Raw genomic sequence first — 23847 nt, 5'->3', positions numbered from 1 at the left:
CTCCCCTCGATACAATGAGGATAAGTTAATACATGTGTGACGGAGAACGGGAGACTCACTTAGATTGCCAATTGCATATAATTGGCAGTTCTTGGTGAGTTTTTTTATTATTTTATCCGTTAAGGACCTGGGCAGAGGAAGAGGCGAAGATCATGTCATTGCAAGCGCAGCGAATTTTGCCGGCAATACGAAAGATGAAGGACTTGGAGAAGCTCTTGAAGTCGTCTTTTACCTACATTGTGCTGCTCGACAGCCATATTGGGCAATTGAAAAATATTGTGGATCTGGGCAGGGCGAGCGGGAAAAAGCTGCTGCTGCATGCAGACTTGATTGAAGGGCTGAAAAACGATGAGTACGCAGCAGAATTTCTGTGCCAGAGCATTCGTCCGGCAGGCATTATTTCGACGCGGGGGAATGTGATTACGAAAACCAAACAGAATGGCCTCATCGCCATTCAGCGGCTTTTTCTCTTAGACAGCAGTGCCTTGGACAAAAGCTACAGCTTGCTGGAGAGGACGCAGCCCGATTATATTGAGGTGCTTCCCGGCGTCATTCCGCACATCATCAGCGAAGTGAAGGAACGGGCGGGGATTCCTATTTTTGCCGGAGGCCTCATCCGCTCGGTGGAAGATGTTGAGCTTGCGCTAGGAGCTGGAGCCACCGCGGTGACAACGTCCAAAACGGAGCTTTGGCAGCACTATCAGCAACGATCCTGAAACATTTGGAGGCATGACAATGACAGCCGCAGGGGCTAAACCTTCTTATATACTTTCCCTCGACCAGGGAACAACGAGCTCTAGAGCGATTTTATTTGATCAAAAAGGGAGTATTGTGCACACTGCGCAGCAGGAATTCAAACAATTTTTTCCGAAGCCAGGCTGGGTGGAGCACGATGCGAATGAAATATGGCTGTCGATTCAGGGTGTAATGGCAGCAGTTTTATCCGAAACAGGGGTGCAGCCTCCTGAAATTGCTGGGATTGGCATTACGAACCAGCGGGAAACCGCGGTTGTCTGGGATCGGCATACCGGCATGCCTGTCTACCATGCCATCGTATGGCAGTCGCGTCAGACGGCGGATATTTGCGAAGCGTTGAAGGCTGAGGGGCTTAACGATCTGTTTCGTGAGCGAACAGGGCTGCTGATTGATGCTTATTTTTCGGGGACGAAGATTAAGTGGATTCTGGACCATGTGGAAGGTGCCCGTGAGAAGGCAGTGCGTGGGGATTTACTGTTTGGCACGATGGACACGTGGCTGATATGGAAGCTGACAGGCGGCAAGGCGCATGTGACGGATTATTCCAACGCTTCGCGCACGCTCATCTACAATATTCACGAGTTGAAGTGGGATGAGGAGCTGCTTGGTCATTTGGACATCCCGGCGGTGATGCTGCCTGAGGTTCGCTCTTCCTCTGAGGTGTATGGCTATACGCAGGAGAGCCTCTTTTTCGGATCGGCGATTCCGATTGCAGGTGCGGCGGGAGACCAGCAGGCGGCTTTGTTCGGGCAAGCGTGTTTTGACAAAGGCATGGCGAAGAACACGTATGGCACGGGTTGCTTTATGCTGATGAATACCGGCAATCATGCGATTCCTTCGCGCAGCGGCCTTCTGACGACAATTGCCTGGGGCCTGGGCGGAAAAGTGGAATATGCGCTGGAAGGCAGCATTTTCGTGGCGGGATCGGCGATTCAGTGGCTGCGCGACGGACTGCGCATGATTAAGTCTGCGAAGGACACGGAGGATTATGCGAAAAGGGTTGCGTCAACGGATGGCGTATATGTCGTTCCGGCCTTTGTTGGGCTGGGGACTCCCTACTGGGATAGTGATGTGCGAGGTGCAATTTTTGGCCTGACACGAGGCACGTCCAAAGAACACTTCATACGGGCGACGCTGGAGTCTCTCGCTTATCAGACCAAGGATGTCTTGCAAGCGATGGAGGATGACTCGGGCATTGAGCTGACGAAGCTGCGGGTTGATGGTGGTGCTGTGAAGAACGACTTCCTGATGCAGTTCCAAAGCGATATGTTGGGTGTCACTGTAGAACGCCCGATGATCAGTGAGACGACAGCGCTTGGTGCGGCTTTTCTTGCCGGCTTGGCGGTCGGTTTCTGGAAGGATCAAGCGGAGATTGCCGCTCAGTGGCAGGTGGATCATGCCTTCGAGCAAACGATGGCGGGTGAGCAGCAAGCTAAGCTGTATCAGGGCTGGAAAAAAGCAGTAAATGCCGCAATGGCTTTTAAATAATCCAAAGCAATGATATACTATTTTATAACAAGTTAATATTCGGTTGGAGACTGGGAGAAGCCATAGCGGCCTACGCGTGTGAACGTGTTAGGTGTGTTGTGGCTTCTTTATTTTTATATACGCGAGGAGAGATTCAGATGACAACGGAACAAAAACATACAAAGACTTCGGTTGGCGTGAACGGATTTAATGGGCTGCAAAGAGCAGAGATTCTGCAAGCCATGACGAAACAGCCCTTGGATTTAATCGTTATTGGCGGGGGAATTACAGGCGCTGGTATTGCTTTGGATGCTCAAAGCAGGGGTCTTCGCACCGCGCTGATTGACATGCAGGACTTCGCGGCAGGGACGTCGAGCCGTTCGACGAAATTGGTTCACGGGGGGCTTCGCTATCTGAAGCAATTGGATGTTAAAGTCGTTGCCGAGGTCGGCAAAGAACGCGCTATTGTTTATGAAAATGGCCCTCATGTAACGACGCCGGAATGGATGCTGCTGCCTTTTTATAAAGGAGGCACGTTCGGTAAATTTTCTACATCGCTAGGTTTGCGGGTGTATGACTTCTTGGCTGGTGTCAAAAGGTCGGAACGGCGCAAGATGTTTCGCCCTGACCAGACACTTTCTCATGAGCCGCTTTTGAAGGAGAAGGATCTGAAAGGCGGCGGCTATTATGTGGAATATCGGACGGATGATGCACGCTTAACCATTGAAGTGATGAAGAAAGCCGTCGAGCTTGGTGTTATGGCTGTAAACTACGCCAAGGTCGAGGAACTGCTCGTGGAGAATGGCAAGCTGGTCGGCGTGCGCGTGGTTGATCAGATGAGTGGCGGGAAGGATTCATACTCGCTGTATGCCAGTAAAATTGTAAATGCGGCAGGTCCGTGGGTGGACACCTTGCGTGAGATGGATAAATCCAAGCAAGGCAAGACGCTGCACTTGACCAAAGGCGTGCATCTGGTGTTTGATCAGAGCAAGTTTCCGCTGCGGCAGGCGATTTATTTCGATACACCGGACGGAAGAATGGTGTTTGCTATCCCGCGGGACGGCAAAACCTACATCGGAACGACGGATACCAATTATAAAGGGGATATTGTGAATCCCCGTATTACGGTTGCAGATCGCGCTTATGTGCTGCGCGCCGCGAACGAAATGTTTCCGTCCCTTGAGCTGACGGAAGCGGATGTTGAATCGAGCTGGAGCGGGCTGCGCCCGCTGATTCATCAAGAGGGCAAGGACCCTTCCGAGATTTCGCGCCGCGACGAAATCTTCGTTTCGGACTCCGGCCTCATCTCGATGGCCGGGGGCAAGCTGACCGGCTACCGCAAAATGGCGGAGTCGGTTGTGGACAAGATCGCCGCCATGCTGCTGGCGGAGGGCAAGGTCTCGGCGGCGCTGCCGCCAAGCCGCACCCGGATGCTGCCGATCTCTGGCGGCGATGTGGGCGGCTCTGCGAAGCTGGCGTCGTTCTTGCAGGGCAAGATCAGCCAAGGCCAGCGGCTAGGGCTGACGAAGCCAGAGGCAACGCTGCTTGCGCACCGCTACGGCTCCAACGTGGACGCCGTCTACGAGCTGCTGGAGCAGCACCGGGATGAGGCGGCGCGGCGCGGCATGCCGGCCGTCGTGCTCGCTGCGCTCGTATACGCGGTGGAGCGCGAGATGGTCGTGAAGCCGGCGGATTTCTTCATCCGCCGCACGGGTGCCCTCTTCTTCGACATCGCGTGGGCGAAGAAGTGGAAGGCGCCGGCAGTCGCCTTCCTGGCAGAGCGCTTCGGCTGGGACGAAGCGCAGACCAAGGCTTATGCAGCCGAGCTGGAGCGGCTGCTACATGAAGCGGTGAACCCGCTGGAAGCTTAGGTTCCAGCGGAAAGCTTGCTGCACACACATTAGACATAATTAAGCCTCCAAAGCCGCAATAAAGTGGTTTTGGAGGCTTTTTCACGGTGCAACAGGTGTACTCCAACGCTATAAAGTATGCTATCATGCCTATAGAGGGCGGCGCGGTATGCCGCTAATTTTTGTTAAACAGAGTAGGTGTGCACAGATGGGAATAACCGAACTTTTGTCCTACTTCACGGAAGAAAATTTATCCTTGCTGTTAGACAAGTACCGTTCGCTCGGCCCTTTACCCGGTCTTCTTCTCCCTTTTATGAAATCGTTCATTCCGCCGCTTCCCACGTTGGTCATTATAAGCGTAAATGCTGCTGTATATGGGCTTTGGCTCGGTTTTTTGTATTCTTGGATCGGCATTGTGAGCGGATGTCTGGTAACTTTTCTCCTTGTGAAAAAGGTTGCAGGGCACCCTTATCTAGAGCGCTGGTCGCAGAAGCCAAAGGTGCAGAAAAGCCTTGTGTGGGCTCGTCGCCAGGCGTTCAACTATGTCTTCCTGCTCAGCCTCTTTCCATTAGGCCCGTTCGTCGTCATTAATATGGCTGCGGGGCTGGTTGGAATGAGATTTCGCTCGTTTCTAGTTGCTGTTGCCGCAGGGAAAGCCGTCATGGTCATGTCGGTTTCTTTTATCGGCCACGATCTTAATGGATTTATTGAGAATCCCTACCGGATTCTATATGTTGTTGTATTCGTAGTCGTATCTATGCTGATTAGCAAAAGAGTGGAGAAACGTTTCATGTAACCAATGCCGGCATATCCGCCATCAGCATTTCATGAAATTTGGCAGCCGCGAGGGATGGCGTTGTATCTCGGCGAGCAGCGATTCCGATATAGCGTGTTGGAATGGCGACAGTAGGCTTCAACTCGTAGAGCAGCCCGTCCGCTAGTTCTTGGGTTACATAGGATTTGGAGACGAAGGCGACACCTAGGCCAAGCTTGGCAAATTCGATGAGCAGATCAATGCTGCCTAGCTCAATATCGGCTTGAATTGTGACATTTTGTTGGGAGAACCAATGCTCAGCGAATCGTCGGGTGCTGCTTCCGGCTGATAAGAGTAACAGTGGGAATTGGCCGAGATCATGGGCTGTGAGAGGAAGAACGGCCTTATCGCGATAAGCTTCTCCACCTACGAAGCAGTCCTGCAAGGTCATAATCGCTTGGATCGTTAAAAGGGGATCTTCGGCAATGGGCAAATGAATCAGCCCAAAGTCGACGGTGCCCTCTTTGACCCTCTGTGTAATTTCGGAGGTTTTACCGTGCGAGAGCCGGATACGAACCTCAGGATACTGCTTATGATACTTATCCAAATAAGGGAATAAGAAATGCTTGAATAAGGAGTCGCTCGCTCCGATGCGAAGTTCACCTCCTGTGAGGTCTTTGAGTTGGGACATTTTGCGTTCCCCTGCATCCAACAGGGCGAAGGACTGTTCGACATAAGCCAGCAGGGCTTTTCCTTCTTCCGTAAGCTCCACACCCTTGGACAGCCGATGGAAAAGCTTCAGGGACAAGGCTTGCTCCATTTGTTTAATGGCGTAGCTAACGGATGGTTGGGTGATGTACAGCTCTTGTGCTGCCTTGGTTAAATTGCCTGTTCTGGCGGCGTGCAGGAAAATACGGTACCATTCCAAATGGATCATGATATAGAGCTCCTTTATGAGAAGGTGCTTATTTGGCGATTTCATTTATGCCTAATCCCCTCATTATAATGAGCTTATAGCTTAAGTACAATTGGAGAGGGTGCAGGAGATGAAATCATCATTGATTCAGCATGAACCAGACCGAGAAGCCAGATCACCATGGTCGCAGCATCAGGAGGGGCAAACTGTGCGGTTATCGCCGCTTCATGCTCAGATTGATCACACTTTGCGTATTCCTGGAAGTAAAAGCTTTACGAACCGCGCGCTGATCATCGCCGCACTGGCGAAGGGGACGACACGGCTGCAGGGTGTTCTGCAAAGCGATGATTCTTATTGGTGCATGAAAGCATTGAGAGAGCTGGGGGTCCACATTGACGTTGATGGGGATACGGTGACTGTCCAAGGGAATGAAGGGCAATGGGCGATCTCGGAAGCAGAGCTGTATGTGGGGGCAGCCGGTACGGTTGCACGCTTTTTGCCTAGTGCGCTTGCGATAGGCAAGGGAGTTTGGACGTTAAAAGGAAGTCGGCGCATGAGCGAGAGACCTCTAACCGTGCTGTTAAATGCGCTATCAAGCTTAGGCTGCGATATCCAGTATCAAGAGAATCCGGGGAGTGTGCCGCTGACTTTGCAGGCAAATGGGTTGAATGGAGGCGAGGTTACGGTATCTGGCGCAGTATCCAGTCAGTTTATCAGCGGATTATTGCTGGCCGCACCCTATGCCAAAGAGCCGCTGATGATACGCATTGATGGAGAGGTCGTACAGCGTGATTATGTAGAAATGACGCTGGATATGATGCGAGCATTTGGGGTAAAACCGGAAGTTCAGGACGATGGGCGGACGATAGCGATTCAGCCAAGTGTCTATGAAGCTCGGACATTATCTCTTGAGCCGGATGTATCTACGTGCGGCTATTTCTGGGCATTAGCAGCTTTAACGAATGGGCGCATAAGGATTGAGGGAATTTCGGCGCAGACACGCCAGCCGGATATCGAATTGCTGCATGTACTTGAGCAAATGGGCTGTACGATCACTCGCGGCGAGACTTTTGTGGAGGTGCGCGGCACAGCACGCCTTAAAGGGGGATTTACTGTAAGCATGCAGCGCTGGTCCGACCAGACGCTTACGCTTGCTGCGTTGGCGCCATTCGCGGACGGACCTATTACGCTGACTGATGCTGCCCATATTCGGCATCATGAATGTGATCGCATTGCGGCGATATGCCAGGAGCTTCGCAAGCTGGGTATCCAAGTCGAGGAGCACGAAGACGGTTTGACGGTGCACCCCGGACAGCCACAACCAGCGTTGCTTGACCCTCATGACGACCACCGGATGGCGATGGCGCTATCGCTGATCGGTGCAAGGGTAAATGGCTTGCAGATTGCTGATCCTGGCTGTGTGTCGAAGACGTGCCCGGATTTCTATGAGCGCTGGCGTGATCTCGGCGTTGGTGTTGATTTTATCTAACTTGTAGGGTTGGTCTGCTGGGTTCAACCCGTTGGTTCATCCAGCAGCACCTGTAGGCGCAGTTGCGGATACAGAACGGATATTTCCGCAGCCTGCTTCTCCAATTCCTTGCGATCAAATGGTTTTGTGAAAATGTCCCGATCCGGCGAAAAAGTCATGCTGGTTCCAGTCTCATGGGTGAACCCGACGGTTTGCAGCTCGCTTTGGGGGATGCCGTGCTTATAAGATTGTTGAAACACACGGCCGTCACGGCGAATTTCAACCGAAAGCTTAAGAGACAGCGCGTTGACGATAGGCATGCTGATGCCTTTTTCGCTGCCAGGTGCGAAGAATGAGGCGCTGGCACTGAGACGGTTCATGTCCGTAAGAACGGTTTGAACACGGGGGTGGTCTACGCCGGGAAGCGCCTGAACAGGAATGCCTCGACCGTTATCGCCTACGGTTACGCTGCCGTCCCGATGCAGGATGAGATGGATCTCGGTACAGGTCCCATGCAAATGCTCGAGAATGCTGTTCTCGACGACAGCCCAGAGGAGAAGATGAGGGTCATAGCCATCATTGGCTGCGCCCAAGTAGGGATGTGCATTATTTCTGACCTCTGACATGTCAAGGAAATCACTGGTATCGAATAAATCAGCTGCCGCTGCAAGCAGCAGGAGGAGCGGAAGTGCACGATGGCCGGGTACTGCGTATTTGCCGCCTCGCTCTTCCTGTACGAGCAGATCGGCGCCAGCTAATGCTTTCATATGATGATAAAGCTGTCCCGTTGTTCCCATATTCAGACGCTCAACGAGCTCTGGACCGGTAAGCGGCTCTTGCAAAACGGTCCGCAAAATATCCAGACGCTGCTTATGGCCGATAGCCCCAAGAATTTTGGCTGCTTTATCGCTATCCAAGCTCAGAAGCTGACTAACGCCTCTTTCTTGCGGCTCCCAGCGATAATGGGTAGGCCCGCTCTGGAATTGTCCCGAGTAAAAGACCCCGCCTTGTTCCGCATCCGGCAGCTGTTGTTGGGTCATAAATTTGCTCGTATCTTCCTGTCTATGCATGAATTCTTCGATTCGTTGCTGGAGCGTATTCATTTGCGCTTGCAATGCATCTAGCTCGGCTCCATAGTCACGTGGCACTGTCAATTGGATCACCTCATTAATAATTTATGTAATTACGTATTTACGTAATTACATAATAACATAATATCATTTGAGCCGAAAAATGTACACAATGAAATGAAAAAATGCTCCCGATATATGCTGGGACCAGAGTTATCTGTTAACAAAAAGACGAACAAATGCTACGGATAGCGTTTGCTCGTCTTTTTGTTGGGATTTCATCGTTATTGGCCGCTTATAAGCGAACCTTCTGTTCACTCCATGCCCAGAAGCGATGTGCCATATCTTCATCCTTTGCCCTCTCCGAGATGGGCGCTATCTTCTTCTTATACCAATATTCGCCGCTGATCGTCTGTACGTCCGGACTGATGGACAAATAAATCGCCGTTTCCGCGCCTTGTTCCGGCGTCAGAAAAAAAGGCCGAAGCAGCCGGTGCATGAATTTGCCAAAACCGGTGTCGCGATCGACACCGATGTTCGTGCCGACGGCTCCCGGATGCAGGGCATTGACCGTAGCTGTGGTGCCCGCTAGTCGCTTGGCCAGCTCACGCGTGAACCAAATATTCGCAATTTTGGATTGCGCATACCCTCTCCACACACTGAATCCCCGCATCAGGTAAGGGTTATCGAAATCGAAGCGCCCGATCTTATGGGCGCCGGAGGATACGTTCACGATCCGCCCTTGCGGCGCGCGGACAATGGCCTCTAAGAGCAGGTTGGTCAGCAGGAAGTGACCAAGATGATTGACGCCCGTCATGGCCTCGAAGCCATCGGACGTCGTTTGCCGCTTCACGGTGACCACACCGGCATTGTTGACGAGCACATCGAGCATCTGGTGCTTGGCAAGGAAATCTTCCGCGAAGGCGCGAATGCTCGCGAGCGACCCCAGATCGCAAAGCATCAGCTCTATGCGATCGGATCCGCTTTGCTGTCGCGCCTCAGCCAGCGCAAGCTCACCCCTCTGCTTGCTGCGGCACAGCATAATAACATGCGCACCTTTGCGGGCTAGGGCGACGGTGGTTGCCAGTCCCATCCCAGAGTTAGCTCCGGTAACAATAACGGTTGGATGATGCATACGGACGCCTCCTTGGTTTTTTATTCCATTATAGCTTATGGATAGGGGACTCGCATTGTCTGCTTATCGGAGTGTGGGTAGGTAGGGAGATAGAAGGTGGTCGATGGGGAGATTGATGAGTGGAATGGATGGATTGATCAGTAGAAAGGTAAATAGATGCACAGGTAGTTAGATAGATTGATGGACAGAGCGATAAGTAAATAGATGGTGAGATAGATGAGTAGAATAGATGGATTGATCGGTAGAAAGATAAATAGATGCACAGGTAGTCAGATAGATTGATGGACAGACAGATGAGTAGATAGATGGTGTGATGAGCAGGTAAATAGATGAATTGGTGGATAGAACGATAAGCAGATGGATGGGGAGATAGATGGGGCGATGGGCAGAGCGATAAGTAGATGTACAGGTAGATAGATAAGTAGAATAGATGGATGAATGGCTGGATGGGCAGAAACTGTGGATGTATAGTTAGGTAAGTAGATAGGAGTTTCGGGACGTAGGGATGGACATGAATAAACTGGGGTCGTACTACAAGCCATGTTTGAGTATGGGGTGTGTGGTATTAGGATGACGGGGGTTTGATCGCCGCCATGTGGTGTCATGGCATACGGTCGTCAGGATTCGCGCAAGGAGTATCAGTCATCGACGATAATACCTGTAAAAGTGCAGGCTTTTTCCAGAAAAACGTACGGAAAACGAAAATTCCTGCAATTGTGCAGGAATTTTTAGCTTTATCAGCCTCAAGTTCGGAAAGGGCTTCAAAAGCCTGCAGAAACGCAGGAATTTCATCGTTTAGGTGATTTCTCGGATGAAAAAGATGTATAATCGCAGGCTTTCAAAAAGTTCAGCCACTCATTTCGCTGCATTCGTACCGTTTACCAAGGAAAAGAATATCTCTACGTGTCTGAAGAGCTTTCTTTGTCTTTGACTGTATCGAAAACATAGAAAGAAACAGCTCAACTTCCCCTTTGACAAGCAAATTCCCTGCAACAACTAGCCAACGCTACATGTGTCAAAATGAATCTGATTATACAAGAGACGCATCAGGGGCAGCCATAGAAATACACAAAAAGGGGCTGTTCCTAAGTAGCTATTTCTACTTTTGGAAACAGCCTCTTTAGTCTATTTAATTCCTACACCAGAGGCTCCATGCCACGTTCAATCCAATCCTCACGTGTGGGTCCGTAGATGTCCGGCACGCGGAGACCGGCTTGACGCATCAAGACGATCATTTCACCACGATGATGGATCTCATGGGAGATGAGAATACGCAGGGTTGCTGCATTCACCCACTGCTCTCCATACATGTCGGTGGATTCCGCCAATTTGGCATCTGTCCACTGGGACTGGATCGCATCGGTAAGGCCGGCAGCGGCAGTACGATATGTATCTGCAATTGTTTGGGCAGACGATGGGGCATGGTGCTCCTCAGGAGGCGCCGTGAAAGTAAGTCCTGTACGTGAGAGCATTTCATGAATGGTTGTTGCAATGTGCCAGCCTAGTTGTCCGAGCGTGCGGAAGTCCGGCGCAATACGTTGTGTAAGTGAAACATCCGTCAAAGTGTCCAACACGCGCTGAGTCGCTTGTGTTTCATTGTTCCATTCCGCAACGAAATCTTGAATTGTTTTAAACATGGGAGAGCCTCCTTAGAGTTTTTCGCCAGAAAAACTGGCATCGTAAGCATTCGCTTGAGTTTTTCGCCAGAAAAACTGGCATCGTAAGCATTCGCTTGAGTTTTTCGCCAGAAAAACTGGCATCGTAAGCATTCGCTTGAGTTTTTCGCCAGAAAAACTGGCATCATAAGCATTCGCTTGAACTTTTCGCCAGACTGGCATCGTAAGCACTAAGCCTTTCGAGTACTATATCCCTAGTATAGCCAACTACCACTGACAACAGGTTGTCAGTGGTTCGAATAGAGTTGAACAATTTTTTCGGCCTTCTCTTTGATGATAGCTGCTATGTGGGGCGGCTCAAGTATCCGTAGGCTCGGACCGAAACTTAGCAGCATCCCGTGAAGCCAGGGCTCATCCGGCTGCGTGGCCGTGATCATCATGGAGCCGTCCGGCTGATAGTCAATCTGTTTCGGTTGGAAGTAGTCTTCGATTTGAGCCTGCACATTAGGCTGAGCGTGCAGGATAAGTGTAATAAGCGAATGGGGTTCGTGATTGCCCCAGCCGTGCTGAAGCGTCTCTATCGTTTCTGTTTTGCGTTCAAAAGTTTGAGAGAGTACGTTGATTTCCTTCATTCGAGATAAACGGAAGACACGAAAATTCTCGCGAAGCAGACAATAACCATAGAGATACCAACCAAAGCCTTTGGCCACGATGCTCATCGGTTCGGCGGTTCTTATAGATTGCTCGCTTTGTGAAGAAATATATTGAAAAGAAACTTGTTTAGAGTCTTTAATGGCGGTGCGCAGCATATTCAGCTTCTCTTTGTCATGGGTGCCTTGACGCCATGGATTCATATCAATGATCAGTTGATTATTCGCTGCATGGTGTTCGGATTTGGCGACGAGCGCACCAACCTTGTCCAGCAAGCTGCCGACTTCTTGATCGCCTACGGTGGAACGTATGCCTTTGAGCCCAATAATGATGGATTGAAGCTCTTCCAAGGACAAATACTGACGTTCCAGTCGATATTGATCCATAATTTCATAGCCGCCGTTCAAACCAGCGTAAGAGGCGATAGGAATGCCGGCTTGATTAATGGCTTCGATGTCACGGTACACGGTTCGCAAGGAAACTTCGAAGCGTTCCGACAGCTCCATCGCGCTGATTCTCTTGCGATTCAGAAGCAGCATCGTAATCGCAAGCAAGCGATCTATTTTCAAAAAAGACACCTCATCCACTCATAATCATTACAAACATACATTCGATTGATAGAGAGGAAATTCCTTTTCTAGGCAAGAGGAATAACTTGTCAGGTTGCGCATCGGAACGAAGGAAAAACGATCGGCAAAGGGAATTACTTACATAATGAAGAAAATGAAGCATGGAGGCGGTCAACCTGTGAATGCCAAGCTAAATGAGTGGATTGTGGAAGTGGATATCCATACTTTGCAGAAGGCGATGGAAGCGGGAGAGGTCAGTTCCTTAGGGCTGGTTGAGTTGTACCTCGAGCGAATCGAGCTTTATGATCATGCGATTCACGCCGTATTAGAAATAAATCCAGATGCAAAGGAGCTGGCTCGACTCCTTGATGAGGAACGACAGAGTCAAGGCAGCCGCGGACCACTGCACGGCATCCCGATTCTCCTCAAAGATAATATTGATACAGCCGACCGTATGCATACCAGTGCAGGATCTGTCGCTTTAGCGAACTCGGTTGCTGCTGAAGATGCTTTTATCGTGATGCAATTGCGGAAAGCGGGGGCCGTTCTCCTGGGGAAGGTAAATATGACGGAATGGGCCAATTTCATGTCGGCAGCGATGCCCTCCGGCTATAGCTCCAGAGGTGGGCAGGTTTGGAACCCTTATGGGCCCGGCAAGTTCGATGTCGGTGGCTCCAGCGCAGGGTCAGGCGCGGCAGTGGCTGCCAGCTTCGCAGCAGCTGCGATTGGCACTGAAACGTCGGGTTCCATTGTGAATCCGGCTCATCATAACAGCCTGGTTGGGTTGAAGCCAACTGTAGGTTTGCTTAGCCGAACAGGCATCATCCCCATCGCTCACAGCCAAGACACGCCGGGACCGATGACAAGGACAGTGGCGGATGCAGCTGTTTTGCTAAGCGCACTTACAGGGACCGATGCGCGAGATGCGATGAGCTTGGCAAGTGAGGGAAGAGGCTTGCAAGACTACACCTCTTTTCTCGATGCAAAAGGGCTGCAAGGTGCGAGAATCGGCATCCCTCGCTGGTTCTACCAGAACTTGAACGAAGAGGCGCGACTCGTAGCCGAGAATGCGATGAAGGTCCTGCGCGAGCAGGGCGCGGATTTGATTGATCCTGTCTCGCTGCCCTGTGAGCAGCAAGCGGCGGCGTGGAATATCGATGTGCTACGCTACGAATTCAAGAAAGATCTCAACGATTATCTAGCCAAGCTAGCAGCCTCCGTCCCCGTGCATTCCTTGGAGGAGGTTATCGCGTTCAATCGCGCGCATGTGGATGCAGCGCTGGTCTATGGACAAAATATGCTTATTTGGTCTGATGAAACGAGCGGTACCCTGACAGAGACCAATTATTTGGAAAGTCTGCATCATTATCAGAAGTTCACTCGAGCCCAAGGGATTGACCATGTAATAGCGGAGCATCAACTGGATGCCCTCTTGTTCCCATGCGATGAGGGAGAAGATATTGCGGCGAGAGCCGGTTATCCGCTGCTGATCGTTCCTGCTGGTTATACGGCTGAAGGACCGATGGGCGTTATGTTCGCCGCAGGGGCTTATAGTGAGCCGACGCTTATTAAGCTGGCTTATGCTTTTGAGCAGGCTACGCATTATCGGCGGCCGCCGGTGTTATAATCGAGAATTCGAAAACCTCCACCCCTTGCTAGCCAAGGGATTGGAGGTTTTTTGCCTTTATAGGATCGGACAGTTGATGATCATTTCCCGGCTTTAAACCGCGGCGAAGTCTCTGGGTCCAGCGCATATGCTGCATATGCCTTGGTGGACTGATCCAATAAAAAGGGAATTGCAAAATGATGCGATCATGGGCTTCCCAAAGCTGTTGTTCTGCTGCCACATTAATCTGCTCATCGGAATATACATCGTACAGGCGATGCACAGTGACGTTCTCTTGTTGTTCCATTTCGTGGGCCAATCGGCGGTTAACGCGGGATTCGGCAAGGTTTGGATGTGCTAGGACTACTAGGATTTTCATAGTGGTGCTCTCCTTTGATCATTGAGTCTTCTTCTTGCAATCTAACAGAATACCTCAAGTTTTGTGAATTTATACAAGCAGACCAGGACTGCTGTAATCAGCGTTTTGTGACAAGGGGATTGAGGAATATTGATTCTAAGGATTCATTAGCCAAAAGCCAACGGCCGCTCCGCATATGAAATGGAAACATTTGAAATAATAAAGCGAATTCAAAATGAAAGGTAGGCGTCTGATCATCATGTTTAGAAAAATCACCCCAATTGCTCTGCACAGAGCAGCAATAAGCTTGCTCATCAGCAGTCTTCTCTTAGGGGGAGGAGGCTTAGCCTCCGCGGAAGAGCTTCCTCCTCCGCCATCACCACAAACTTCGCAGCAAGGTCAGCTGGTGCAAACAAGGGAAATTGATGTCACGGGAGATGGCAAACCTGAAACTGTAGCGCTGATTGGTTCGAAGTCGGACCCTAATAGTCCATACTTCGATAAACTGTACATTGTTGTGTCTGGTCAAGGTCAGCAGCAGGTTGTTATCCCGTTGGAGGGCGGCTACAATCCGCACATGCAGTTCTGCGATTTCATCGGGGACAAGCTTCCGCAGATTTATGTGGCCGCCGAAACCGGGGGCAGCGGAGGACTCTCTTATTATTACATCTACTCCCTGAAAAATAATGTCCCGACCGCAATACCCTTGCCCGAACCGCTTCGCGTCAAATCGACCTTTAAGAAAAATTACAAGGTTCTGCTGAAAATCGAAGAGACCGGCAAATCCTTCAAAATCGATCTGATCGACCGCAAGGACGATTACGAGAAATTCGGGATATACAAAGACGGCAAGGTGATCAAACCTCTTATTGTCAATGTTGACGGGTATGGGGCGCTTAAGCCCATAGACAAGGATCGGGATGGCATCTGTGAATTAATGGGTATTCAGCGTATTACCGGCATTGCCAACGCCGATACAATTGGTTATGCAAATTCCATATGGAAATGGAAAAAAGGCAAATGGGTCTTGAAAGAAGCTACCATCACTAAAACACTGCAGCCTAGCCCACGTTAAACGAATCTCAAATAACGAGCAAAAACGCCTCCCAAACCACATCTTTCGTGGGGATGGAGGCGTTTTTTTGATTCGCGTACGAAGTGAAAATTCCTGCGATTGTGCAGGTTTTTTCCTCGAAATTGTGTGGAAAATGGAAATACCTGCGATTCTGCATGAATTTTAAGCTTTTCCATCCTCTAATCGAGAAAAAGCTTCAAAAGCATGCAGAATTGCAGGCATTTAAAAGAAAAGGCTGCGCCAACATGTGAAAAGATGCATAATCGCAGGTTTACCTTAAAGTCCAACATCACGTCGATGTTCGTGCCATTCGCCAGTGATTATCGTTCTACTTAGTGAATCGCAGTCATTACGCCCAGTTCCCCTTACGGAACAAAGGCTCGCGGGTCCCATCCGCATAAAGGCCATCAATTGACATATCGGCAGAGCCGATCATGAAGTCAACATGGATTAAGCTTTTGTTATAGCCATTTTCGGCTAATTGCTCAGGGCTCATCTGGGTTCCGCCATCAATTGTGAACGGATAAGAGTTGCCGAGTGCAATGTGGCATGACGCATTTTCGTCAAATAACGTATTGTAGTAAATAAGCCCGGAATTGGATATCGGAGAATCGTCCGGTACGAGCGCTACTTCACCCAAATATCGAGCGCCTTCATCCATATCGAGCATTTTGTTCAGCACCTCTTGCCCAACTTCGGCAGTAGCTTCCACGACTCGGCCGTTCTCGAATCTCAAGGAGAAGCCATCGATTAAGGAGCCTTGGTAGCTCAGCGGCAAGGTGCTGCGAACGATTCCGTTCGTGCCACTACGGGCAGGCATGGTGAATACTTCTTCAGTGGGAATGTTCGGAATGAAGAAAGTCCCCGCCTTCGACTCGCTTCCCGCGGCAACCCACAGGTGTTTGGCAGCCAGTTCAATATACAGATCGGTGCCTTCCCCTTTGAAATGCAATTGCTTGAATTTCTTCGTATTCAGCATATCTTGTTTCGCTGTCAGCAGAGCAATATGCTCATTCCAAGCGGCTAACGGATCTGCTTTGTCCACCCGCGTCAGCTTGAAAATTTGCTCCCATAGCTTGATGATGCGATCTTGTTCGTTAAGTTCAGGGAAAACTTTGGCGGACCATTCTGCTGTCGGATAGGAGACCATCAGCCAATTGACCTGATTGCTGCGCAAATACTTCAAGAAGCCTTCGCGTGCTGTGGCTGTCGTTTTGCTGGAAATTGCGACGCGCTCTTGATCTACGTCCTTAAGCAAATCAGAGTTAGGCGCATAAATTTGTAAAAAGGCTGCGCCATCCCGGGCCATTTCTTCCATGCCATTCGCGCGCCACATCGGGTATTCACGGAGTGTGGATTCCGGTGCATGCTTCATGCGAAGCGCTTTGACTTCATCGTCATCCCAGTCAATCACGACATCTTTGGCGCCGGCGTCATACGCCTTTTTGGTTAGCTTTCGCACGAATTCAGCGCAGGCGATGGGGGTCATGATGACGACGGTTTGATCTTTTTGAACATTTAATCCTACTCGTATTGCGAGTTCTGCATATTTGTCTAAATAATGCTCGAATGTTTCCATCTGACTGGCTCCTTTATATTTTACTAAGAATTAGTGTATGATAGAAAATAAAACTTTAACCTGTGGGAGAAAGGCTGGCGGAATATGGAAACGAAGAGCGTAACAAGCACTCCATCCAATTTCATTAAGAACATTGTAATCGAAGATTTGAAAACAGGCAAAGTCAGCCAGGTCGTTACCCGATTTCCCCCGGAGCCGAACGGTTACCTTCATATAGGGCATGCCAAATCGATATGTCTTAACTTTGAACTTGCGAATGAATTCAAGGGGCTAGCGAACCTCCGCTTTGATGATACGAACCCGGTCAAGGAAGATACCGAATATGTGGAATCGATCAAAGCCGATGTGGCTTGGCTTGGCTTTCAATGGGACGGATTGTTCTTTGCATCGGACTATTTTGAAGAGATGTATCAACGTGCGCTTGTTTTGATTCGCAAGGGCTTGGCCTATGTGGATGACCAAACAGCGGATCAAATCCGTGAAGCCCGTGGTACTTTAACACAGCCAGGTACGAACAGTCCGCACCGCGATCGCAGCGTAGAAGAGAACGTAAGTCTATTCGAGCGTATGCGCGCAGGTGAATTTAAAGACGGGGAACGAGTGCTTCGCGCGAAGATCGATATGTCTTCTCCGAATATTAACTTCCGTGATCCAATTCTGTATCGTGTGGTGCATGCGCATCATCATAATACAGGTGATACTTGGTGCATCTATCCGATGTACGCGTTCGCTCATCCGATTGAGGATGCGATTGAGGGCGTTACGCACTCCATTTGTACGCTTGAGTTCGAAGATCAACGTCCTTTCTACGACTGGGTGATCCGCGAATGCGAGATGCCGAATGTGCCTAAACAATATGAGTTTGCCCGTTTGAATATAACGAATACGGTGATGAGCAAAAGAAAGCTGAAGCAGCTCGTTGATGAGAAAGCTGTCGATGGCTGGGACGATCCGCGGATGCCGACTATCTCCGGTTTGCGCCGCAGAGGCTTCACGCCGGAAGCAATCCGCAATTTCGCCCGCGAAATCGGCGTTGCCCGCAGCAACAGCACGGTAGACGCGAGGATGCTGGACCATTTTATTCGTGAGGATTTGAAGTTGAAAGCCCTTCGCACCATGGGGGTATTGAACCCGCTGAAAGTGGTCATCACGAACTATCCGGAAGACCAAGTCGAGATGCTGGAAGCTGAGAACAACTCCGAGAATCCGGAAATGGGCAATCGTCAAATTCCGTTTTCCCGCGAGATCTATATCGAGCAAGACGACTTCATGGAAAATCCGCCGAACAAATATTTCCGTTTATTTCCCGGCAACGAAGTGCGGCTGAAGCATGCTTATTTCATCAAATGCAATGATTTCGTGAAAGATGAGAACGGCAAAGTCGTTGAGCTTCACTGCACGTACGACGTGGAAACGAAAAGCGGCAGCGGCTTCACAGGCCGTAAAGTCAAAGGAACGATCCACTGGGTGGATGCGAAAAGCGCTGTACCTGCGGAGTTCCGCTTGTATGAGCCGCTCATCTTGGATGACTCAGAGGACGAAAATGCTACGTTCCTAGAGAACCTGAACCCGAACTCTTTGCAAATCGTCAAAGGTTTCGTCGAAGACAACATGAAGCAAGCGAAGCCGCTGGATAAGTTCCAATTTTTCCGTCATGGCTATTTCAATGTAGATCCCAAATATACGACTAGCGAGCAATTGGTGTTTAACTTGATTGTTTCGCTGAAAAGCTCGTTCGAAGTGTAAGCGATAGTGTGATAAACGTCCGGCCTCACTGAATAAGTGGGCTGGGCGTTTTTTTGTCTTATTTACTGCATGCTTTTTGCTGAAAATTGCTGTACTATTTGCTTATAGTGGGACGAAAACAAGCTTCCTGACCCGAAGTCTTGTAGGAGATTAGACACATGTCGCTTAGGAGAGTGCTGCCCGGATGACAACCATTTTGGTCGTTGATGATGATCATAATATTTGCCGGATTACGAAGCTGTATTTGGAGAAGAGCGGGTATAAAGTGTTCACAGCTCATGATGGGGAGCAGGCGCTAACGCAGTTCGGGCAGCTGAGCCCTGACTTCATCGTGCTGGATATTATGCTGCCCAAACGGGATGGCTGGTCCATCTGTCAGATGATTCGGGCCCAGAGCGATGTCCCCATTCTGATGCTGACAGCAAGAGGTCATGTGGACGAGCGGATCGAAGGCTTGCAGATGGGCGCTGACGATTATTTGGTGAAACCTTTTGATCCGAATGAGCTGGTTGCTCGTGTCACGACGATTCTTCGCAGGACGCTGCTTCGCGCAGAGGCCGCTGCACCAGCGCATATTTATGAAATTGGCAGCCTGCGTATCGATGTGTTGTCTCATGATGTGACGGTGGAAGGACAACTGGTGGCGCTGCCCAAAAAGGAGTATGAGCTGCTGCTGTTTTTCGTGCGCAATCCGAATCAAGTGTTTACACGAGAAGATTTGATTGCGAAGATTTGGGGTTGGGATTTTGAAGGCGAGGACCGTGTCGTGGATCTGTATATCAAACGCTTAAGGCAGAAGCTGTCTGCACTGACTGAACGCAAAGTAGATTGGGTAATTCGCACTGTCTGGGGTGTGGGGTATAAGTTTGAGGGCCCTGACGCATGCTGAACTCCTTTTATAGAAAGCTTTTATTCGTATATATGTCCATTACGATTGTATCCATTCTAGCGATATCGGGAACGATTGGCTATTCCATGCAGCAGAAAACCTATGATCGCAGCGAGAAGCTGCTGCTTGAGAAGGTGGAGCAAGTGGATGAGCTGGCCAAGGGGCTGCTTGATGGCTCGACACAGTCAAAGGATTTCCGAAGACAAATCAACAGTATCGAGAAGTCGTCCAACGTTCACGTTGCTGTCGTTAAGCACCCTAAAGTGAATCTGGATAAAGTTCAGTCCATTGGTGAGACTCCTGCACGCAAGGTATGGGTAGATAAAGTGTTGTCGGGCAATCAGGTAACCGTACGGAGTAATTTTGCACAGAGCAGCACAGTCCAGATGTTGATCGTAGGAAGACCGGTCTTACAGGACAAGAGTGTGATCGGAGGTATTTTCCTATATACACCAATCGTGAGCATTGAAGGAACAATTGATGGGATCAATCGGGCGATTTTAATATCCGCAATATCGATTGCGCTGCTGGCCATGGCGGTGTTGTACTTCGTCTCCCGGCATTTCGTAAAGCCGATACAGCTCATGAGCAAGACAGCGGAGGCACTGGCCTTAGGGGATTTCAGCGGGAGAGTTCCTGTTAGAGGGAATGACGAAATCGCCTCTTTATCGGGTTCGCTGAACCGGATGGCGGGCAAGCTGCAGAAGGTGGAAGAAAGCCGCAAACGGTTTCTCTCCGAAATATCTCATGAGCTGCGAACACCGCTGACGACGATTCGGGCGTCTCTACAGGGGATTACCGATGGTGTCGTGGAACCGGAGGATGCGAAGGATTTCATTCAAGTGTCGTTACAAGAAACGCTTCGTCTGAGCAGCTTGGTGGATGATTTAATGGAGTTGTCATCGTTTGAGGAGAAGCAGGTGAAACTGAACTTCCAGCATATTGATGTCACAGACGTTATTGGCCTTGTCGTGACCCAGCTCAAGATGAAAGCCAAAGGCATGGACATAGAGCTGAGTTCTGAGGCTGCTTCACCTTATATGGTGTACGCGGATGTTGATCGGCTTAGACAGGTGTTTATCAATTTGCTGGACAATGCCATCAATCATATTGAGCCGGGATCGGAAGCGGGGATTCGGGTGAAGTCGGCCAAAAATGAGCGCTGGATCGAAGTGTGGGATAACGGTCCAGGCATAGCGCCTGAGAAACTGCCGCAGCTCTTCAATCGCTTCTACAAATCAGATGAAAGCCGCAACCAGTCTGGGGCAGGCCTAGGCTTGACGATCAGCAAGCATATTATTGAAGCGCATGGGGGCACGATACGCGTAGAATCCAAGCTTCAAGTGGGGACTGTTTTTAAAGTTTTCCTACCGATCGCAGATGTTTTGCCGCATGACAAACTTATGACATAACTATTGACTAAGATAAGGTTCGTAAGGAAAGTTATAGACGAAACCATTTGAGGAGTGAATACTTATGTTGAAAAAATTAACAAGTCTAGCGTTGTTAGGTGCTATTGCTTTATCCGTTCCAGTGGCAGCATTTGCCGAGGAAACTCAAGGGAGTACCACTGCCTCAACAGCCAGCACTATTCACCCGCTGAAGCAGCTGCTGCAAGATAGAGCGCAAGCACTTGGGATTACCACGGAAGGCAAAACCAACAAACAAATTAAAACAGAGATCAAAGCTGCGCTTGCTGCCAAGAACACAGAGCGCTTGAATAAAGCGGCTGCGAAGCTGGGTATTAGCACAGACGGGAAAACTACTGAGCAGTTGAAGGCTGATATCCAAGCCGTGGTTCAAGCGAAGCTGCAAGAACAAGCCACGAAGCAGGGAATTAGCACGGAAGGTAAAACGAACAAGGAAATCAAAGCGGATCTGAAAGCAGCGGCGTTGACGAAGCTGAAAGACAAAGCGACCAAAGCGGGGATTGCTGCAGACGGACTGACAGCCAAAGAGATTCGCGCAGCGTTGAAAGCAGGCCATGATGCGAAGAAGGCGGCGGCTGTGAACAAGAAGGCTGCGAAGCTGGGTATTGCTACTGATGGCAAAACGACAGAGCAAGTATTCGCTGAAGTCGAAAGTGCTTTGAAAGCAAAATGGGACAAGAAAGCCCAAAAGTAATTATAGGCATACAGGAACAAACCTCAAGGGCAGCCTTGGGGTTTGTTTGTGTTTGCAGGCTGAGGATGAAGGGGATGTTCAGAAATTTCGGGAATAGGTGAGGTGAATATCCCTCGTTTCCGCATCAGGGGCAACAAAATTGAATAGCAGCCCTGCTTCTTCTCGGAGGCTATTCAACTGCTCCTCCGAGATGGGGCGGAAAAGCGAAATGTTTAAATCCGCCGCTTTGCGCTTCTGTGTCACGGACCAAATGCCGCAGACGAAGCCATCCACCAGCAGAGTGGCGCGAATGATGCCATTGTCTGTGAAGACCAGATGCTTATCGTCATCTTGCAGAATGCGGCTGCGATCGTCGTAAGACAGGAGCATGTTGTCGAACTCCGATAAGAAGCGCATCGGAGCCGGGGTTGCCGGGTCCGGCCGAGGGGCACCCGGAAGGTCGAACAGCTCATTTCCTTGCTCGTCGCGGAAAGCGAGCAGGCTGGGGCGCAGCCGCTCGACGACCTCGCGCAGCCGAGTCAAGCCGGACCAGACCTGCATATCCTTGACAGATGCAGGTCCGAAAGCCGCCAGGTAGCGCAGCAGCATGGCTTCCAGGTCTGGATCTTCCGCCAGCGGGCGGTCCAGCCACGCCTCCGCGGTCGTGTGGGCGGCTTGTCCGCTGACGCCCCAGATGCCGCGCGGCGGCACCTGAACAAGCGGCAAGCGGCAGCGCACCGCTTGGGATAGCGCTGTGGCGTCGCCATGCGGCCACAGGGCTTGGAGGCGCTTGCCGAGCTCACTGAAGGTGAGCGGCTGCGCCTCCAGCAGCGCTCGCCCCGCAGCGGCGAGCGCATCCAGGTCCAGTCCGGCAAGCTTCTTGCCGAACGAGCCCTTCAAGCCTCGCTCCTGCACCGACTGCAGGAGCGGGCGCAGCGTCACGCAGTCGTCTGCCGTGATGAGGTGGAGGGTGGAGCGCATGAGAGCGATGCGTACCATGCTTCTCTCCATGAGGTGCGCAGACAGCTCCTCATGCCGGAACTGCCGCAGTCGAGCCCACAACGCCACGTAGGGCGGGTTGGGAGCCTGTGCCTGCAGGCCGACGAGATGCCGGACCGCTTCGCGGACGGACAGGTCCGAGCGGCTTAAGAGCAATTGCCGAGCGAGAAGGGCCCGGTTAAGGGCGCGCGCGCTCAAGGGCTGGCTTGGTGTCTGTCCGGTTGATCTTGATTTCGAAATGGTCATCGCAGCACTATCCTTTGGAGGAGATATTCTTGTAACGGTAGGGACTAAGGCCGACGTGCTTCTTGAACATTTGAGAAAAGTAGGAAGCGTTGTGCAAGCCGATAGAACGGCCGATCTCCTCTATGCTCAAACTGCTGGTCTTGAGCAGCCAGCAAGCCTGACGGATTCGGAGGGCGGTCAAGTATTCGGTAATGGTTGTACCAATCGTTTGCCGGAAGACAGCGGATACATAATTCGGTGAAAGATGAATCGCTTTGGCTAATTGATTCAATTGGAAATCATCGCTGTAATGCTCTTCCAGCCATTCCATCACTTGTTTGGCAACGAAGGAGCTGGGCCTGTTCGGCGGCGGGGACTGCAGCGAAGTGTCCTCAAAGGCTTTGAGGTGGTGAAGCAGCTCAAGCAGACATAACGCCTGTTCTTCCAGAAGCTGCTCTGTTGAAGCATGGTCCATTCGATTCTTGAAGTCGTTCAGCTTGCGGAGCGTTAGTTCCTGAGGCAGATGTGTGAATACCTGCATATGCAAAGGTTCTTTCCACAGTCGATGGAAAAAAGCGAGCAGCGCAGGAAACGGAGCCACATAACGTTCAATCGCTGACGGCTCAAATACGAATAAGGTTCGCACATAACGGGAATCATCTTCCAGCTTCAATTGAATGCGGTGAAGCTGGAAAGGCTGGAAATACACCAAATCGCCGGGCTTTAAGTCGAAAATCTGTTGGTTCATGATGACCCTGATTTGTCCTTCGTGAACGTACAGCAGTTCCATGCCTTGATGAGCGTGATAGATTTCTTTGAAATCATGCGTTCGGTCGAAGCTATAAGAGCACTGTATCGGGTGCTGGTTCAAATTTAAGTAATTGAGAATTTTCATGGAAGAACCTCATTGGAAAATCGTAATATAACAACATTTTATCATAACCAGACCAAACATAAAGGCTTCTGGATTTGTTAAGCTATCCTGTAAGAAGAATCTTATATGGAGCAGTTAATC

General features: G+C 50.4%; 19 protein-coding genes and 1 pseudogene. 11 read left to right on the top strand and 9 right to left on the bottom strand.

Translation table 11 applies throughout. The features are described from left to right. Positions 1 to 152 precede the first annotated feature (152 nt). From BC351_RS23180 to BC351_RS23165, 4 genes are all read left to right on the top strand, one after another. A complete protein-coding gene (locus BC351_RS23180) occupies positions 153 to 716 on the top strand; it encodes a glycerol-3-phosphate responsive antiterminator (RefSeq protein WP_079415384.1) in 564 nt (187 codons plus the stop codon). A 19-nt stretch (positions 717 to 735) separates the two neighbouring features. Beyond that, positions 736 to 2244, top strand: a complete 1509-nt coding sequence (gene glpK, locus BC351_RS23175) for a glycerol kinase GlpK (protein ID WP_079415382.1) — start codon at positions 736 to 738, stop codon at positions 2242 to 2244. Between the two features lie 137 nt (positions 2245 to 2381). Then, a complete protein-coding gene (locus tag BC351_RS23170) occupies positions 2382 to 4094 on the top strand; it encodes a glycerol-3-phosphate dehydrogenase/oxidase (RefSeq protein WP_079415380.1) in 1713 nt (570 codons plus the stop codon). Positions 4095 to 4281: 187 nt separating this feature from the next. After that, on the top strand, positions 4282 to 4869 hold the full coding sequence (locus BC351_RS23165) for a TVP38/TMEM64 family protein (protein WP_079415378.1): 588 nt from the start codon (positions 4282 to 4284) through the stop codon (positions 4867 to 4869). Here the strand turns inward: BC351_RS23165 and BC351_RS23160 are convergent. After that, complete coding sequence (locus BC351_RS23160; RefSeq protein ID WP_079415376.1) at positions 4862 to 5764, bottom strand: LysR family transcriptional regulator; 903 nt, start codon at positions 5762 to 5764, stop codon at positions 4862 to 4864. The genes BC351_RS23165 and BC351_RS23160 overlap by 8 nt on opposite strands. 109 nt (positions 5765 to 5873) lie before the next feature. Between BC351_RS23160 and aroA the strand changes: the two genes are divergently transcribed. Next, on the top strand, positions 5874 to 7232 hold the full coding sequence (gene aroA / locus BC351_RS23155; RefSeq protein WP_244209149.1) for a 3-phosphoshikimate 1-carboxyvinyltransferase: 1359 nt from the start codon (positions 5874 to 5876) through the stop codon (positions 7230 to 7232). Between the two features lie 23 nt (positions 7233 to 7255). Here the strand turns inward: aroA and BC351_RS23150 are convergent, their stop codons facing one another. The 4 genes from BC351_RS23150 to BC351_RS23135 form a co-directional block, all read right to left on the bottom strand. After that, a complete protein-coding gene (locus BC351_RS23150; protein ID WP_079415890.1) occupies positions 7256 to 8359 on the bottom strand; it encodes an ATP-binding protein in 1104 nt (367 codons plus the stop codon). A gap of 217 nt (positions 8360 to 8576) precedes the next feature. Continuing rightward, a complete protein-coding gene (locus BC351_RS23145; protein WP_079415374.1) occupies positions 8577 to 9416 on the bottom strand; it encodes an SDR family oxidoreductase in 840 nt (279 codons plus the stop codon). A 1136-nt stretch (positions 9417 to 10552) separates the two neighbouring features. Continuing rightward, complete coding sequence (locus BC351_RS23140; RefSeq protein WP_079415372.1) at positions 10553 to 11053, bottom strand: DinB family protein; 501 nt, start codon at positions 11051 to 11053, stop codon at positions 10553 to 10555. A 266-nt stretch (positions 11054 to 11319) separates the two neighbouring features. Continuing rightward, the gene (locus BC351_RS23135) at positions 11320 to 12252 is read right to left on the bottom strand and encodes a helix-turn-helix transcriptional regulator (protein WP_244209148.1); all 933 of its coding nucleotides are present in this window, start codon (positions 12250 to 12252) and stop codon (positions 11320 to 11322) included. A 145-nt stretch (positions 12253 to 12397) separates the two neighbouring features. Here BC351_RS23135 and BC351_RS23130 point away from each other — a divergent pair, with 145 nt between their 5' ends. Further along, positions 12398 to 13879 carry an amidase family protein gene (locus BC351_RS23130; protein WP_244209147.1) on the top strand — a complete coding sequence of 494 codons (1482 nt, stop codon included), beginning with the start codon at positions 12398 to 12400 and terminating at the stop codon, positions 13877 to 13879. 142 nt (positions 13880 to 14021) lie between these two features. Here the strand turns inward: BC351_RS23130 and BC351_RS23125 are convergent. Beyond that, positions 14022 to 14237, bottom strand: a pseudogene (locus tag BC351_RS23125) (NAD(P)H-dependent oxidoreductase); the annotation flags it as partial. Positions 14238 to 14475: 238 nt separating this feature from the next. Here BC351_RS23125 and BC351_RS23120 point away from each other — a divergent pair. Next, positions 14476 to 15291 carry a hypothetical protein gene (locus BC351_RS23120; RefSeq protein WP_079415368.1) on the top strand — a complete coding sequence of 272 codons (816 nt, stop codon included), beginning with the start codon at positions 14476 to 14478 and terminating at the stop codon, positions 15289 to 15291. Positions 15292 to 15640: 349 nt separating this feature from the next. On the opposite strand, the gene BC351_RS23115 is transcribed toward BC351_RS23120, so the two are convergent. Further along, positions 15641 to 16870 carry an aminopeptidase gene (locus tag BC351_RS23115; protein ID WP_079415366.1) on the bottom strand — a complete coding sequence of 410 codons (1230 nt, stop codon included), beginning with the start codon at positions 16868 to 16870 and terminating at the stop codon, positions 15641 to 15643. An 84-nt stretch (positions 16871 to 16954) separates the two neighbouring features. Here BC351_RS23115 and BC351_RS23110 point away from each other — a divergent pair, with 84 nt between their 5' ends. The 4 genes from BC351_RS23110 (at position 16955) to BC351_RS23095 (ending at position 21629) form a co-directional block, all read left to right on the top strand. Continuing rightward, on the top strand, positions 16955 to 18616 hold the full coding sequence (locus BC351_RS23110) for a glutamine--tRNA ligase/YqeY domain fusion protein (RefSeq protein ID WP_079415364.1): 1662 nt from the start codon (positions 16955 to 16957) through the stop codon (positions 18614 to 18616). A gap of 184 nt (positions 18617 to 18800) precedes the next feature. Continuing rightward, a complete protein-coding gene (locus tag BC351_RS23105) occupies positions 18801 to 19505 on the top strand; it encodes a response regulator transcription factor (RefSeq protein ID WP_079415362.1) in 705 nt (234 codons plus the stop codon). Further along, the gene (locus BC351_RS23100; protein WP_079415360.1) at positions 19499 to 20917 is read left to right on the top strand and encodes a sensor histidine kinase; all 1419 of its coding nucleotides are present in this window, start codon (positions 19499 to 19501) and stop codon (positions 20915 to 20917) included. Before BC351_RS23105 ends, BC351_RS23100 begins: the two co-directional genes overlap by 7 nt. Positions 20918 to 20981: 64 nt before the next feature. Then, the gene (locus tag BC351_RS23095; RefSeq protein WP_079415358.1) at positions 20982 to 21629 is read left to right on the top strand and encodes a hypothetical protein; all 648 of its coding nucleotides are present in this window, start codon (positions 20982 to 20984) and stop codon (positions 21627 to 21629) included. Between the two features lie 78 nt (positions 21630 to 21707). Here BC351_RS23095 and BC351_RS23090 read toward each other — a convergent pair whose 3' ends face one another. Beyond that, positions 21708 to 22853, bottom strand: coding sequence for a winged helix DNA-binding domain-containing protein (locus BC351_RS23090; RefSeq protein ID WP_079415356.1), 1146 nt, complete (start codon positions 22851 to 22853; stop codon positions 21708 to 21710). Positions 22854 to 22860: 7 nt separating this feature from the next. Continuing rightward, positions 22861 to 23727, bottom strand: coding sequence for an AraC family transcriptional regulator (locus tag BC351_RS23085; RefSeq protein ID WP_079415354.1), 867 nt, complete (start codon positions 23725 to 23727; stop codon positions 22861 to 22863). Positions 23728 to 23847 lie beyond the last annotated feature (120 nt).

The organism is Paenibacillus ferrarius, from assembly GCF_002027705.1.
Lineage (GTDB): Bacteria > Bacillota > Bacilli > Paenibacillales > NBRC-103111 > Paenibacillus_E > Paenibacillus_E ferrarius.
The sequence above is the reverse complement of the archived record's forward strand: the minus strand, read 5'-3'. Positions and strand labels throughout refer to the sequence as shown.